14 protein-coding genes are annotated in these 15,883 nt (G+C 44.6%); 4 read left to right on the top strand and 10 right to left on the bottom strand.

The features are described 5' to 3' along the window. Nucleotides 1-55 precede the first annotated feature (55 nt). Complete coding sequence (locus KDM92_RS05685) at nt 56-1,450, top strand: HD-GYP domain-containing protein (protein WP_230408200.1); 1,395 nt, start codon at nt 56-58, stop codon at nt 1,448-1,450. Between the two features lie 45 nt (nt 1,451-1,495). Here KDM92_RS05685 and KDM92_RS05680 read toward each other — a convergent pair whose 3' ends face one another. The 7 genes from KDM92_RS05680 to KDM92_RS05650 all read right to left on the bottom strand — a co-directional run bounded on the left by KDM92_RS05680 (nt 1,496) and on the right by KDM92_RS05650 (nt 8,514). Next, the gene (locus KDM92_RS05680) at nt 1,496-1,819 is read right to left on the bottom strand and encodes a DUF2322 family protein (RefSeq protein WP_212683440.1); all 324 of its coding nucleotides are present in this window, start codon (nt 1,817-1,819) and stop codon (nt 1,496-1,498) included. A 315-nt stretch (nt 1,820-2,134) separates the two neighbouring features. After that, the gene (locus KDM92_RS05675; protein WP_212683439.1) at nt 2,135-4,258 is read right to left on the bottom strand and encodes an amidohydrolase family protein; all 2,124 of its coding nucleotides are present in this window, start codon (nt 4,256-4,258) and stop codon (nt 2,135-2,137) included. A gap of 284 nt (nt 4,259-4,542) precedes the next feature. Further along, on the bottom strand, nt 4,543-5,055 hold the full coding sequence (locus KDM92_RS05670; protein WP_212683438.1) for a TPM domain-containing protein: 513 nt from the start codon (nt 5,053-5,055) through the stop codon (nt 4,543-4,545). Next, complete coding sequence (locus tag KDM92_RS05665; protein WP_329603131.1) at nt 5,055-5,957, bottom strand: TPM domain-containing protein; 903 nt, start codon at nt 5,955-5,957, stop codon at nt 5,055-5,057. The genes KDM92_RS05670 and KDM92_RS05665 overlap by 1 nt, the downstream gene beginning before the upstream one ends. An 8-nt stretch (nt 5,958-5,965) precedes the next feature. Next, nucleotides 5,966-6,553: a LemA family protein gene (locus tag KDM92_RS05660; RefSeq protein WP_189346943.1), complete on the bottom strand. Its 588-nt coding sequence runs from the start codon at nt 6,551-6,553 to the stop codon at nt 5,966-5,968. Nucleotides 6,554-6,675: 122 nt separating this feature from the next. Then, nucleotides 6,676-7,140: a NanQ anomerase/TabA/YiaL family protein gene (locus KDM92_RS05655; RefSeq protein WP_212683436.1), complete on the bottom strand. Its 465-nt coding sequence runs from the start codon at nt 7,138-7,140 to the stop codon at nt 6,676-6,678. A 111-nt stretch (nt 7,141-7,251) separates the two neighbouring features. Next, nucleotides 7,252-8,514 (bottom strand): putative Na+/H+ antiporter, encoded by a 1,263-nt coding sequence (locus KDM92_RS05650; RefSeq protein WP_212683435.1) that lies wholly within the window; start codon nt 8,512-8,514, stop codon nt 7,252-7,254. A gap of 213 nt (nt 8,515-8,727) precedes the next feature. Between KDM92_RS05650 and KDM92_RS05645 the strand changes: the two genes are divergently transcribed. Next, complete coding sequence (locus tag KDM92_RS05645) at nt 8,728-8,973, top strand: hypothetical protein (RefSeq protein WP_212683434.1); 246 nt, start codon at nt 8,728-8,730, stop codon at nt 8,971-8,973. An 83-nt stretch (nt 8,974-9,056) separates the two neighbouring features. On the opposite strand, the gene KDM92_RS05640 is transcribed toward KDM92_RS05645, so the two are convergent. Beyond that, a complete protein-coding gene (locus KDM92_RS05640; RefSeq protein WP_212683433.1) occupies nt 9,057-9,395 on the bottom strand; it encodes a DUF3579 domain-containing protein in 339 nt (112 codons plus the stop codon). A 434-nt stretch (nt 9,396-9,829) separates the two neighbouring features. Here KDM92_RS05640 and KDM92_RS05635 point away from each other — a divergent pair, with 434 nt between their 5' ends. After that, a complete protein-coding gene (locus tag KDM92_RS05635; protein WP_212683432.1) occupies nt 9,830-11,299 on the top strand; it encodes a M20/M25/M40 family metallo-hydrolase in 1,470 nt (489 codons plus the stop codon). 232 nt (nt 11,300-11,531) lie between these two features. Here the strand turns inward: KDM92_RS05635 and KDM92_RS05630 are convergent, their stop codons facing one another. Next, nucleotides 11,532-12,275 (bottom strand): YoaK family protein, encoded by a 744-nt coding sequence (locus tag KDM92_RS05630; protein ID WP_212683431.1) that lies wholly within the window; start codon nt 12,273-12,275, stop codon nt 11,532-11,534. A gap of 795 nt (nt 12,276-13,070) precedes the next feature. Between KDM92_RS05630 and KDM92_RS05625 the strand changes: the two genes are divergently transcribed. Further along, nucleotides 13,071-15,716 (top strand): TonB-dependent receptor, encoded by a 2,646-nt coding sequence (locus KDM92_RS05625; RefSeq protein ID WP_212683430.1) that lies wholly within the window; start codon nt 13,071-13,073, stop codon nt 15,714-15,716. 74 nt (nt 15,717-15,790) lie between these two features. Here KDM92_RS05625 and KDM92_RS05620 read toward each other — a convergent pair. Then, nucleotides 15,791-15,883, bottom strand: a 93-nt coding sequence (locus KDM92_RS05620) for an IS3 family transposase (protein WP_212683771.1), incomplete at its 5' end; no start/stop codon positions are given.

Genomic DNA, 15,883 nt, shown 5'->3' with positions numbered 1-15,883 from the left:
TCTTTGCTTTGCTAGATTCGATAATCGAGTCAATGATCGCGCAAGGGGATACCACATGTCGCAAATCATAATGAATCAGGACAGTGTCGCTACACCGACCGTGCCTGGGTTAAAGTTATCTGAATTGATCAGCGCTCTAAGTCATGCGCTCGATATCACTGAGGGGCAACCCGAAGGGCACTGCATACGTTGCTGTTGGATTGGCATGCATATCGGTCGCGAGATGCATTTGCCAGAAGATCAGCTGTGGAATTTGTATTACACCTTACTCTTGAAGGATCTCGGTTGTAGCAGCAATGCAGCGCGCATTTGCGAGTTGTATTTGACCGATGATTTGCAATTTAAGCGCGATTTCAAAACCGTCGGCGACAGCTTACCGCAGGTTTTACATTTTGTTCTCAAACATACGGGTTTAAAAGCGGGCTTGGCTGAGCGTTTTCGTAGCGTGTTAACAATCTTGCGTGATGGTCGTAATATTGCACAGGAGTTGATCGCCACGCGATGTCAACGTGGTGCAGAGATTGCGCGACTATTGCGTTTTTCAGAAGACGTGGCGCAAGGAATTTACAGCCTTGATGAGCATTTCAATGGGCAAGGGCGCCCAGAAGGATTAAAAGCCGACACCATACCGATGTTTTCTCGCATCGCTTTGCTTGCCCAAGTGATTGATGTGTTTCAAATTGCGGATGGTGCTGAAGCCGCATTAAAAGAGATTCGCGAACGTTCTGGTGTCTGGTTTGATCCATTGTTGGTCGATGCGTTTGAACGCGTTGCTGAGAGCGAGGATTTTTGGCTCGCTTTACGTGCGGATGATATTCATCTTCGGGTGCTTGCGCTTGAACCGCATTCGTACGAAGTACCTTTAGATGAAGATTATCTCGACGACATTGCTGCAGCGTTTGGACAAGTGGTGGACTCGAAAAGCCCTTATACCAGTGGTCACAGCGCTAGAGTCGCTTTATATACCGACTTGATTGCTGAGGCTTTGCAACTTAGCCCACAACGCAGAAGGTGGTTGAAGCGCGGTGCCTTGTTGCATGATGTCGGAAAACTCGGTGTTAGCAACAGCGTATTGGATAAGGCAGGGAAATTGGATATCTCGGAATGGGATGAAGTGAAATTGCATGCCAGTTATACGGAAACAATTTTATCGCGTATATCGGCATTTTCTGAATTAGCCAAAGTCTCGGCCGCGCATCATGAAAAACTAGATGGCACTGGTTATCCACGAGGCTTGAAGGCTGAGGAGATTAGTCTAGAAACCAGAATCATTACGACAGCGGATATTTTTGACGCGATTACTGCTGAGCGCCCTTATCGCGGCGCTACACCGATTCCGAAAACGTTGGAAATCATGGCAGAGAATTTGCATACCGCCATCGACGAGCGTTGTTTTGAAGCTTTGAAACTAGCGATTGCGAAATTGGACAAAATGGAAGCAACTCAGTGATGACACTCACTGCATCGATCATTCGCGCCGATTCTTTTTGTTTGCTTATTTGCTGATCAGTTGTACGCGATAGCTATTGCATGCCGTATCTTTGTTATTCACTAAGTCGAATAATCGGTCGATGTTTGGATGTTTGCCTGGAAACGCAAGCGCATCAGCAGTGTGTTCTGCATACATCGCCAAACCTTTGTTTGCTGCAGCGACATCAATTGCGCCAAACTCCGCAAATAACGCGTGATACACGCGCACACTACCCGCAGAGCCGGGTTTGTTCTCAATGCGCGCCACGAGTTGATCATTGGTATAAAGTTCGATTGCTTGAAGATGATCAATGCTGGGTAGACTGGATAAAATTTCGCTAAATTGCATAGAGGTTTTCCGAAAACGAAGGAGTGAAAAGCGGTATTAGCATCGCATCATGTAAATCGGGCGCCATCTTAATCGACGGGCGGTGAATGTACAAGCTTAAAGTTTGAAGCATGTACATAAGTTAAGCGCACGAATAATTGGAGCTTGCGAGTTGATAATTGTGAGTCGATCTCGATCGATGAAATTTGTCAAAATTTTTTATCAAAATTTCTCAACATCTACTTTCGATTTTTTGAATTCTCGTCTCGAGCTTTTGTTCTCTTAAATGATCCCCGCTGGAATCTGTGTATCAAAAAAATTCCAGCGGGTTCAGCTTTAATCGTGTTTTGCAGCGCCGAAGAAACGCTGCATCGCACCCTCATTCATTCCAATCGGATTCGAAGCAGACACAGCTTGTAGTTGCTTTAATGTAGGCTGTTGATCGACGAAGGGTTTGATGCCCATGCTTTGATGAATTTCACGTGGATACATTAAATAGCCGCGTGTGATCACAGCAGAGATCTTACGAATATCTTCGATGTTCTTGGTTGGATCACCATCGACCAGCACCAAGTCAGCTAGTTTGCCTACACTGATTGAGCCACGTTCGTTTTGTGTACGCGTATAAATTGCGCCATTGCGCGTTGCCACTTGTAATGCTTGCGCTGGACTCAAGCCTGCTTTGACTAATAGCGCGAGTTCAGAATGTAGCGTGAAGCCGGTCAGTTCGTCGGTGCCCGCAACAATTGGTACGCCGGCCTTGTACAAACGACCAACGAAATCGATCATTTTTGCGTACGATTTTTCGTAGCGTTGATGGGTCGCATCATCCGCGATTTTCATTGTGCCAACTGAAAAGCCACGACGTACATCCGGTGGCATGTGGTCAGCGATTGCGGCGAAGGGCTGATTGATCGTACCATCCTTTTGTCGTAAAAATGAGAAGGTCGCCAAAGTTGGATCGATGGCGATTTGCTTGGCTTTTAAGCGTGCTATAAAGTCTTTTACAGGTTTTGAATTAAAGTCGATATCCACCGTTTTTTCAGATGGCAAGATAAATCGATCTAAGGTACGTGTATCGGTTTTTGGCGTCGCTAAAAAATTCAGCATTACTTGGTTGATATGCTGAATTTCGTCATAGCCAGCGTCGAGAGCTTCAAAAGCACGTAAGCCAACTGGAATATGACCAGAAACGCGTAAGCCACGGGTGTGTGCGTAGGCGACGGTTTCTTTTAGAATTTCTTTTGGAAATGAGTTATAGATTTTGAGTTGTGGATAGCCATGCTGTGCATACCAATCAATCGCATTCTTCGCCTCGGCTAAATTCTTAATGACGAAACCATTATTCGCTGAATAGGGACTTTCTCCCTCTAAAAATCCGGCTGGAACAATTTGTGGGCCTAACAAATCACCTTTGCCAATTTCGTTTAACAGCAATTGCATCTGTGCATTATCATTGCCCATGTCACGCACACTAGTGACTCCGGCAGCAATGTTGAGACCGCCATCCCAGCGCCCGACATGACCATGCATATCAAATAAGCCTGGCAATAAAATTTTTCCTTGCGCGTCAATCTCGGCAACAGCACCGCGTACAGGTGAGCCTGCCGGCAAGATTGCGGTGATACGTCCGCGCAATACATACACATCCGATGTCGCTTTGAGTTGCGCTTTGTCGCTATCAAAAATGCGCGCATTACGAATCACAGTTAAGCCGGGAAGGGGGTGTTGCAGTGTCTTGGCGCGCTCAAGTAGGACTTTGCTTTCTGCGGCTTTCTGAAAGTTCGCCATCGCTTCGCCGTTGGCTTGCCAACCTTCTTCGACCATTTTCATATAGCCTGGAATGACAACCGCGAATAAACGTGGATCAGCACCAGTGGTTGCCCACACAAAACTTGGCGACAAGCCGATGCCAGTTTGCGCTAACAATTGCACGGTTTGTTTTTTGTCGCCATTGCGGACTTCCAATTCACCAATTTTGCTTTGCGAGAGCGTGCCGGAAGGTAGCAAGGCTAAGTGTTTGTCGGCTGATTTTTCGAGTGCGGTGATCGATAGCGAACCTATCGCAAATGAACTATTGAGTGGAATGTAAAGGGCAGAGCCCTTAACACTTTGTTTGCCTTGTTCAGAGGTGGATTTCCATTCGGCTTGATCGCCAACGCGTTGGTAACTTTCGTTGACAACGGCACCGAAAGTAGAATTTCCGGTGACCTTATATTCTTTTGGTAGGCCATCCGCACCTAGTCGAAATTCTTCATTTAGTTCTGGGCCACGACCATTATCTTTAAAGATGAATCGCACCTTGGTTAAACCTTGATCATCTCGTTGCACAATTTGTTCGCCTGCTTGTTTACCGTTTTCGACAAAGATTAAATACTTCGTCGTTTGTGTATCAGCAAATGCGCTAGTGGCGTAAAGCAGCATGAGGCTTGATGCAATAATTGTTTTGATGCGTTTCATAGAAAATGTCCTTTATGAGTAAGCAAGACGGGAAGCATTGAATAGCACGATATGGGCGCTAGACATTGATGCATAGTCAGAAGAAGAAATAAAACAGAAATGCACTTTAGCATGCTGTGACGCCATCAAGCGTTATCAAGCGCTATTAGATTGCGAAAACCAGCATAAGCGTGGTCAATATGCACAATGGCGGGGGAGAGTATGAAGTGGCTGTGTACGATTTAATATAAAAAAGCTGGCAGAGCGAAATCACTCTGCCAGCTTGAAAATAGTTTGAAGAAAATTTATGGGATAAAAATCAGTTCATTACTGAGTTCGTCAGGGTTTTCCGCATCTGAGGCGATTGGGAAATATTGACGCAACAATTGCGCGCATGAGCTTAAGGCTTGGCTTAAGCCCTCGATCACATGCGCAGCTGCAAGCTCAGATTGAAGTTGTTCGCAGATTGTATTCCACTCGTTTTGGTCGACTAATTGGTTGATGCCACGGTCAGCGACGATTTCTATCTTTCGTTCGGCTAACAAAATGTAGATAAGAATGCCGCTATTTTCTTCCGTATCCCAAACGTGTAGATCCGAGAACCAATGAATCGCCCGATCACGTGCCGTTGTACCAGCGCGTACAAGGGATAGAGCGAGTTGTGATTCAACCACTAATCTGATTTCACCTCGATGACCTTGTTCAGCCTTGACAATTTCTTGGCTGAGACGTCGGCGATTAGCATCATTAAAATACTGACGATAGGGATTGGGGCTTAGTTGCGCGCGCAAATTTTGCCATACTCGTTTGTTTGTCATTACCAATCTCCCGAGGCACCACCGCCGCCAAAATCACCACCACCGCCGCTGAAACCATCGTTATCGCTGCCACTACCTCCACCGCCGCCAAAGCCACCGATTGCACCACTTTGTAAAACTGCACCAGCGATGTCCCAGAATAAACGACTGCTGAGTAAGCTGTAGATGATAATCATCAGCAAGCCGGCCAGCATCGCCATTCCGATTGGCGTTCCAGCAAATAAGGCAGCGCCAGCGCTACCTAGGCCTAAACCACCACGTCCTAACCACGGACCAAAAATTTTACTCAAGATGAATCCGGCAACTAATAAACCTAACCAGACAAGTGGATGCAACCCAAAAATGTTGAAGTTGTCTTGAAAATGCGCCGTTTGCCCTTGACTGGGCGCGGGTGTTGGCAGTTCTTCGCCAGCAATCACAGCACTAATTTTATCGATGCCGATATTGATACCACCGTAGAAGTCATTTTGTTTGAACGCAGGGCGCACAAATTCTCGGATGATGCGGGCGCTGGTCACATCGGTTAGCGCTCCTTCTAAACCACGACCGACCTCAATTCTTAGGCGCTTGTCATTTTTTGCGACCAAAAACAGCACACCATCGGCAGTGCCTTTACGCCCCAACTTCCATTCATCAACAACACGGATAGAAAATTGTTCTATACCTTCTTCACCTGTGCTAGGAATGATCAACACTGCAATTTGACTACCTTTGGTTTTTTCAAGCGTTGCTAATTTTTGTGCAAGCAACTCAATTTGTTCAGGTGTCAGGGTTTGCGTCAAATCGGTAACGCGCTTTGATAATTTAGGAACCGGAATTTGCTCTGCAATGGCATTACTACTCCCGAATACAAGGAATATCGGAAGCAGTAAGGCCAAGCAAAAATTTGTGAAAGACTTCACCGTCAACATTATTTCTTACCGAAATCGACTTTTGGTGCGTTTGAAATTGCTTTTTCATTTTCAACAGTAAAGTTCGGCTTCACATTCATGCCGAACATTTTTGCAGTCAGATTGCTTGGGAAGGAACGTACCGTAACGTTGTAAGTCTGTACGCTCTTAATATAGCGATCGCGTGCAACAGTAATACGATTTTCTGTACCTTCCAGTTGCGCTGAAAGATCACGGAAATTATCGTTCGCTTTCAAGGCTGGATAGTTTTCAGAAATCATCATCAGGCGTGACAACGCTGAACTCATGCCAGCTTGTGCTTCTTGAAATTTTTTCAAAGCTTCAGCATCTTTCGCCAATTCTGGTGTCATTTGTATGCTGCCAATTTTTGAGCGTGCTTCCGTCACGCCGAGTAAGACTTCTTTTTCATGATCGGCATAGCCTTGCACCACATTCACCAAGTTAGGCACTAAGTCTGCACGACGTTGGTAATTATTTAAAACATCAGACCATGCAGCTGACACTGCTTCATCTTGCTGTTGCAGAGTGTTATAGCCGCAGCCAGTTAAGCTAGTTGCAAGAAGAGCGATTAACAAAAAACGTTTCATAGAATTTGCTCCTAAAAAATTAGATATTAGAAATAAGAAATTGAGTGAATACACAACAAGTGAACAACAGATCACTACAAGACCCGCGCAGCATACCGTAACTGCGCGATGAAAATCTTCGGTTATTTGGATAAAATTTTTATCACTACTTTTTTGATTTGCATTGATTGATTCACTGCACGACATGGACGGTGTAGCTCGCCCGGAAAGAATACAGCATACATGCCAGCCGTGAGGACAATACGCGTTTCATTTTCTTGTTGTGCGACAAATGCGATATCGCGTTCCACCAAAAAATCATCAGTCGGTTGGAGATTGCTGTTCGCTGGCAAAAAGCCTAATGCCTCTTGTCCACACAGTAAATACTGAACATCAATATGACGCGCATGAAATTCTGGGAAACCAAGATCCCAACTTTGCGTAATTGGGTCTTGCACGATCGCGAACATGCGTTCTCCATCGATCGGATATCTTCCGGGCGCGATTTTGGTGTAGTCGGTATCGCGTAGGTGCTGTAGAGCATTTTCAATATCCGTGCTGGCACTTGAGTGAATAGTTTGAGTTTGATGCAAGTGACCAAGAATCATAGTAGTAGGTGAGGGCAATCCTCAAGCAAATGATGTATCAAGAAAGTGGGAATCATAGCATTAAGTGCAATCTTTAAAGAACTTTAGATCATTCAACCATAGCCGCAATAATTAGAGCAAGCGAAACGCCAACGCAGCAATGATAGTGGGTCCCAAAGCTGCTAGGAATAGTCCGAATGGATGAATTGCCTCGTCTTTAAAGTGACCGCGAAGAATCGCAAAACCAGCTGGATTGGGCGCATTCGCAATGATGGTTAAACCGCCGCCAGTCACGGCACCAGTGACCAAAGCGTATTTGAAGCTATCAGATAGTCCTTCTACCAATGAACCTAGATAAGTGAGTGCTGCATTGTCAGTTACTGCGGTGAGTATGGTGGCGCCATAAAACACTTGATCGCTACTCATGCTAAGCAATACAGGTTGTAGCCACCATTGCTGCTGCCCCCCCAACACCACTAGACCTGCCAGAAAAAACGCCACTAACAATCCTTCGCGCAAAATCAAACGATCTTGGTGTTGTTGGTAGGCTTGTGTAATGCCCAGAAAAAACAAGAATAAGCCCATGAAGATTGCTGGGTGATGCGCAAACACGACCACGGCAGTCAGGAAAGCAAAGTGAACGATACTTAAGACAAGCGGTGTTCTCTGTACCTCTTTGGTCGGGCTGGATTGCGGCAATTGAATTAATTCACGATGAAATAGTGCTGCCATGCAGATGGTGCTAAAGCTGATCGCAGCTGCCGCTTTCCATCCTATCATTGTCAGCATGAATGGCATGCCCCATCCCCATTTGCCCGCCACCATGAGGACAGGTGGTGCGGCGAATGGAGTGAGTGTTCCGCCTATGGATACATTCACAAAAAGTAAGCCTAAGGTGGCGTACTTAAAGCGATTCGATACAGGGCGTGAGAAAAAACATTCGGCGATCATGAGTGCGGCTAAAGTCATTGCCGCTGGCTCTGTGATGAACGAACCTAATAGCGGAACCGTAATCATGACAATCAAATACAAACCTAAACTTCCCGGCAAGGGCAATAGGTTTGCTAGCCATTTCACAGCTGACATACTTGATTGAATGATGGGCCGGGTGCCAGCGATGACCATGATGGCAAAAACGAACATCGGTTCTGTGAAATTGCGCGAGTCGATATAAGTGGTAGCTGCTTGCGATCCTTCTAAACCAAAGATTGCAAGCATCAACACAAATGCCCAAAAACCGAACACCACCTCGACTTCACCTAGCAGATGCCACAGGCCAGAGTGAGATGGCTTTGCATGTGCTAAACGCTCAAAAAACTTAGTGGAGAATGTATGGATGATCGCGATCACGAACAGAATTGCGCCTATCAATTGGACATGTGTTGGGGATGGCATGTGAGCTTTTCGATTCGATGTCGGGTAGTGACAAATGTGTGCTTATGAGTGGGTAGTTGCAATTGGATTGATGCCTAATTTAATTGAGCGTTTTCTTGTATCCTAGCTTGCGTCAAGATCCAATCCAATCAGATTTGATTTATTATTGTTCGAGCTAATTATTGTAGCTTACACATCCTGACCTCTGCTAAAAATCCTTAGATAAGGAAGCTTATGTCTATCTTGTACTTAAGTCTGATTGCTATCGTTTCGGCAGTGGTTTGGCACCGTTCGCAGCGACGATTTTTGCTGGCAAGTGCCTTGTCAGCAATTAGTGCGACGTTGCTGTTTGAATTGTTGACGTATGTTGAAGCTGGATCTCTCGATTCATTTTTTATGATCGCCAGTGCGTTTGCTTTCGGCTTGAGTTTTTTAATCTCAGTTGCGATTGGATTACTGATGCGTAGGCTTCGCGAATAAGATCAGGTACTAGACGATTGAAGTTTTTTACTTAGTGATCCAGCATGATCACATCATCTAGATATGAGGCGCGTGAAAATCACTTAGGATTTGGCCGGTGTTGGTTCAGGCAATAAACATGCATCGATAATTTGCAAGTCATTATCTTTTGCAAAACTCATCACAAAGTGAAAAGCGAGTGGCTCAATTTCACGTAGGGCTTCATTCACCACCACCGAGCGAACGCCATTTAGTAGTATAGGGCGAACGTAGGGCGAATATTGTAAATGCGCGTTTCTACCGCCTTCAGGACGAAAGCACGACATCGCACCACAAAGACGTTCGGCCCAATCGCTTGGACGGAACTGTTTGCCATCACTGGTGAGACCTTGGATAAAGAACTCACTTATTGGCTTGGGAGCGTGTTTGGCTGTATCAGTCATGTGATCCGAGGGCAAATACGGCAATGCTATGTCTATCAATTCTGGTCGGCTTGATGCTTCAACAACGGTAGATGTTGAACAAAACCAGATTCCTATTTTAACCTACCTATGTATTATATCTTATAGAAGACTTGAACTAAAATCGGGACAGGAAAATTTCTTTGATGCAACGATGTTAAGTATAGTCGATATTCGATCGCTGTAAAGTAAGTTGGATGATCTCGTGAAATTTAATTTAATCCTTAATTATCAATGGTTTATGCTTTTTGTTTTGCGGGTTTTAAAGAAAATTTGTTTGTGTTTGATGCATTGGAAATAAGCGCAAGAGGAACTTTGTAGAGCTGAACTTGTCTGCTTAATTGTTTTTATGGGGTGTCAAAATCAGCTGAAGTTTTGTTTTATATCACAAGAAAAATCACGATCAAGGGAAAAACATGTTTAATAGAAAAGAGATTCGAACATTGAAGAGTGCTGGATTGGCCTTATTGCTAAGTTGTTTATTTAGTTCTGCGAATATTTTTGCAAGTCCAGCGAATGACGATAAAAAGCCTGCGGTTTTTAGTGAAAAAGAATTACAAACCGCCGCATGGATACGCGATGCTGCGCGCACAGACAACTTAAGTTACAAAATTCTAGAATCATTGACGACAGAGGTTGGACCTAGGATGGCTGGAAGCCCAGGCGATGCGCTAGCAGTTGCTTGGGCAGAAGCGAAGTTTAAAGAGCTTGGTTTTGATAAGGTATGGAAAGAGCCAGTGACTTTTCCAAGTTGGAAGCGTGGTATCGAGAAGGCTGAAATTACAGCGCCTTTCCCGCAAGCTTTGGTGATTACGGCGCTGGGAAATACCGTGGCGACGCCACAGAATGGATTAACTGCCGAACTAGTTGAATTCGCGACCTTGAAAGACATGCTAGCAGCGCCGAATGAAAAAGTGCGCGGCAAAATTGTCTTCATTAATCATAAGATGCAAAACTCAAATGAGTACGGCTTAGTGGTGCCTGGCCGCTCCAAAGGCGCATCCGAAGCAGCGCGAAAAGGGGCGGTGGCGATTGTGATTCGTTCGGTTGGTACCGATAGCCATCGCTTGCCGCATACCGGTGTGATGACTTATGACTCTGATGTGCCGCAGATTCCAGCGGCGGCAATGTCAAATCCAGATGCCGATTTAGTAGCTCGTATGCTGAAGCGCGGCAAGCCAGTTTCATTAAAATTGGAAATTAGTGCGAGCGCTGCAGGTACCTACACGTCTTACAACGTGATTGGAGAAATGACTGGTAGTGAATTGCCGAACGAGTATGTCTTAATTGGAGGTCATTTAGATTCTTGGGATTTGGGTACCGGCGCAATTGATGATGGTGCAGGATGTGCGATCACGATGGCTGCAGCAGAATTTATTAAGCGTAATGGACTCAAACCAAAACGCAGTATTCGTGTCGTTTTATTTGCGAATGAAGAGCAAGGTCTGTTTGGTGGGAAAGCGTATTTAGCAGCGCATCAATCGCAAATTACAAAAATTCAAGCAGCTGCTGAGGCAGATTTAGGACAAGGTCCAGTCACCAAAATGGCTTCCTTCGTGCGCGCAGAAGCCTTGCCTTTGGTAAAGCAAATGCACACCATTCTGGCTCCTTTGGGCATAGAAGCTGGCGATAACAATGCTTTTCCTGGGCCGGATATGGGTGATTTGCGAATGGCTGGCGCAGCAAGCTTTGGGTTGGCGTTAAAAGCAGATGACTATTTTGATTTACACCATACGCCCGATGACACATTCGATAAAATCGAACCTGCACGCATCAATCAAGCGGCGGCGACGTATGCCGTGTTTGCGTGGATGGCAGCACAAGCGCCGATCGGTTTTGGTTCAGGGGCAGAATTGTTGTCGGTAATAAAGGCTGCAAAAAAATAAATCACCAAGGAACAGAAAATTACACCAACTACTTCATCGTTGTACCAGAATCCGTTGATAGGCAAGTTTGTTGCAGTGTAGTAGCGGACTCCTCTTGATTTACATTTGACTACTCGCAATGTTTGCGTAGAGATGTTTGAAGCTAAGTGGTATTGGTGAATATATGGTGAACGAAGTTTGATTTGATTCGACATAAAATGAGCGCCTTCAAATTACTTGAATGCGCTCATTTTTATTCGGCACTTGCGTTACTAAACATCGGCGCAAGCGCCAGTGCGATTAATGCCAGTGCCAGCGGCGCGCTAGAAATAAATCCTAAATGTTTGAAGCCTGCAGCACCAAGTACACCGCCTATTGCGAATGACAAAACCAGTGTGCAATGAAGCTTGAGTTTCTGCTTGTTGACGATCACTTTTAAATCCTGATCATGTTCATGATCGCGATTCCAGTAGAGTAGTTTTCCCAGTTCGATACCAATATCGGTGACTAATCCGGTGACGTGTGTAGTGCGAATTTCTGCGTGTGAAATTTTGGTGATCAAGGCGTTTTGTAAGCCCATCATGTAGCACAACAAAATCGCAGTAAACGACACGGTTATCATTTCGTGCTTTAACATTCCTTGCCCCAGCATGCCGAAGATGAGTAGCAAAACAGCTTCTAAAAATAAGACTGGCGAATAGATAAAGCGAGGAAAATTACGCCGCGCGTAATTCACAATTAAAGCAGTGCAAGCTGCGCCACAAATAAACGATAACATCATAAATAGCGCTGCGAGCGCTGCCATGCTGTGTCCAAGGATTAGTTCATCTGCAGCGGTTGAAAGCAAGCCTGTCATATGCGAGGTGTACTCGCCAACCGCTAAAAAGCCTCCCGCATTCAGCGCACCTGCAATCCAGCACAAGGTCACACCTAGATGCAGATTTGCTTTGGCATCGCGTTTAGGAGAAGTGAGTTTTGCAAGATAGTGCTGAGGCATAGTGATTTACGTCGTCGGTGTTGAGTAATCGATGCTAAATAATTTGCTTGGTATTTCATCGAACTACGATATCAAATCCAAGCAAAGTGTATTCAGTTAGAACTTAACTCATGATCGCGCGCTTGCCGTATTTTGGTCAAGTTCCATGACCAGCTTTCCTATTTGTGCGCTCTTGAATAGTAATTATTTTGAAAATCAATCAAGTAATTTAACTTGAATCCGCGTTTTTTCTTAGAGGCTTAAAAATAACTTCATTTTTTAAATTGGTATGTTGGATTGAGTCAACATACCATCTCAATAATTACTCCCGTCGAAATTAAATAAATCTTTTTTATTCAATGACTTAAGTTGTGTGTGGGGTGCTGCATGCTAATACCATTTGTCAAAAGTAGGTAATACCAATCAAATAAAAATAATACCACATGAATACCGCTTGACAATTGGTATTGACAAATCTAAAGTGAAGTTTCTTCAAAAATTGATATGTTTAGCTGACTTTAAATCATCAATAAGCGATTTAATTAGGTGAATATTCCTGTGGGGGGAGTTTTTTTGAAGTTATTTCATTGAGAACCTGGCCAACGAGTTGCTAAATTTGCTCCAACATGGCGAACTTGTTTGGTCAGGAATTCAAAACCAAGATCGCGAGAAGTGGTGTTTATCTGGTTTTGATTATTCTCTTAAAGTGGTTTGGTTTTTCTTGATAAGTGGTAAGTCGCGCGAAGCAGCATAGGATGTTGAGATCTGCTAAGCATTGAATGTGTTTTGGTTTTTATGGAAGTCTTGGGGGAATAAATGAAAAGTAATTTGAAACCTGGTTTGACGCCTATTGCATCAGCCGTTTCTGTGTTGGTGATGACTGTTGCGATGTCTGCACAAGCGCAACAAGTCGACACTAAGAAAGAGGAATCTCAGCAAGTCACTGTGACTGGCATTCGTATGGCACTGCAAAGTGCAGTGAACATTAAGCGAAATGCGAATTCTGTTGTCGATGCGGTGTCAGCTGAAGATGTCGGTAAATTGCCAGATACCGATGTTGGCGAATCATTGGGTCGTATTCCAGGCGTGACTGTTGGTCGTGCATTTGGCCAAGGTGCTTCTGTATCTGTGCGTGGATCTGATCCACAAATGACTTACACGACTTTGAATGGACAAACAGTCGCTTCGACAGGTTGGTATGATCAGCAGGCGCTGGATCGCTCATTCAATTATTCATTATTACCTTCTGAATTGATTGGTGGTATGGATGTGTACAAATCGTCCCAGGCAGATTTGACGGAAGGTGGTATCGGCGGCACCGTCATCGTGAAAACACGTAAGCCTTTAGACATGAAATCTGGCACCGCCTACGTTGGTGCTAAGGCTGGAAAAGGTAGTGTGAGCGATAAAGTATCGACTGATTTGTCGGGCATGTTCAGTTGGAAAAATGATGCCAATACTTTTGGTGTGTTAATCGCAGGCGCGCACGAGAAAGGTGATTATATTCGTCGTGGCGTAGAATCTGATTCTCGTTGGTCTGCTGACGTTGCGCCAACTACATTTGTGCAAGAACGTAAACGCTCTGCGCTCAATATCAACCTACAAGCACGTCCAGTGCAAGGCTTGGATTTAGGTTTGAATTATATGAAGTTGGAACTGGATGCAGATAACTCCAACACCAGTCACTATATTTTCCATGATCCAAACTGCACACAACGCAATACTAGCGTTAAATCTGCCTTTAACCCAGATGGCGTTTGTTTGAAGAGTAATACAACTGCCGCTAAAGCGAGTGATGCTTTCCTTCAAACTTGGGCACGTCAAGGTAAGATGACTTCTGACAGCTTCACCTTAAATGCAACTTATAAAGGCGAAGGCTACAAATTAGATGCGATGGCGGGAACCACCAAGGCAGACGGCGGTACTTCAATGACAACCAACTATTCTTATGGTTGGTGGACAGCTGGTGCCACTTTGCCTAAATGGACAGGAGCGATTGACGCAACTGGTAAACAGATTGTGATTTCTCCAGCATCGAGCCAAAACGTTTCAGTAGCGAATTTGCCAGCAAAAACTGGTCCAGCTGGTTCTTGGGCTACCTCACGCGGACCGAACGCAGATAAAGAAAATTTCGCTCAAGCTGACTTAAGTTTGAACGTCAATTGGGGTGCGATTACGTCTTTCAAAACTGGTTTCCGCAAATCTGATCACACTTTCAGAAAGGCGACAGATCGTGCATCTTTTGCTGCAACGGCGAAAGAGGTTGCTACTTCCAGCTTGTACGACGGTAGTATGGCAATGGGTTCATTGGGATGGTCATCGCCACGTCCAAATATCGCAGCGATGATGGCGAATACAAATCAAAATGTGACTGGTTGGATTGAAGAGCGCGGCGGTTATGGTAAGTTAAACGAAGACAATACTGCGCTATACGGTATGTTTAATTTTGAACAAGATCAGTGGCATGGAAATTTCGGTTTGCGTTACATTAGTTCCGATGTCACCGCAGAAGGTTATAAGCTGGATGGTACCGCGGTTGCTGCTGGCGATATCGCACAAAATGCTGGTTGGGGTCGTACGAAAAAGACAGAATCAGCGAGCTATAACGATGTATTGCCAAGTCTGAACGTGGCATACGATTTGAATAGTAATTCCATTTTGCGTTTTACTGCATCGCAGGCCATCACGCGTCCAAATTATGAAAACATGTTTATTGCAACGCAATCAGGGTTCCAAGACACGGTAGCTGGTAACGAGACAGTGAGTTTTGGTAGTGCAGGCTTGAAGCCAATGAAGTCAACGCAGTTTGATTTGGGCGTGGAATATTACTATGGGAAAGGTAATTTGTTCTCATTGATGTACTTCCACAAAGATATCAATAACTTTATTACGACTGCAACCAAGATTAATCAAACAATTGGTGTAGTGAGTCCTGATAGCGGTAAAGACAGTTGGACTGTGAATCAGTACATCAATGCCGGCGGTGGAAAAATTAATGGTATTGAAGCGCAAATTAACCATGCATTCGACAATGGCTTTGGTGTCGTTGCTAACTACACTTTGTCTGACGCGAAAGCACCATCAACAAGCTATCAGGATCAGTTGAATGTGTTCACATTGTCTTCTAAGCACAATGCCAATTTAGTTGGTTACTGGGAAAATGAGACCTATTCTGCGCGCTTAGCTTACAACTGGCGCTCCAAGTACATGGTACGTGAAACAGGTTGGTATGGAAATCGTATGCATGATGCCTACGGTACTTTGGACGCTAGCTTTGGCTGGAACATCAATAAGAATCTTCGTTTGGCATTTGAAGCAACAAATCTGTTGAAAGAAGATGACGTGCAATATGGTGCAGCTGCAGCGAATACAACGGTAAAAGATCCATTAAAGATGGGTTATCCAGCGTGGTCATTTATTGGCGAAAGAATGTACAGAATCAGTTTGAGCGCGAAGTTCTAATCGATTCTTAGTTTTGCCTTTCTATAAAACAGCCCGACTTTGAAGTGACCCCAAATAGTTGGACAGTTTGTTAGTTATGCATAGGAGGGCTGATTTCTGTATTGAACAGGACTCAGCCCTTTTAGTTTTAGTTTGATTCGCTCATGATTATAGTAGTGAATGTATTC

This window comes from Affinundibacterium baiyunense, from assembly GCF_018139645.1.
Lineage (GTDB): Bacteria > Pseudomonadota > Gammaproteobacteria > Burkholderiales > Burkholderiaceae_D > Undibacterium > Undibacterium baiyunense.
The sequence above is the reverse complement of the archived record's forward strand: the minus strand, read 5'-3'. Positions and strand labels throughout refer to the sequence as shown.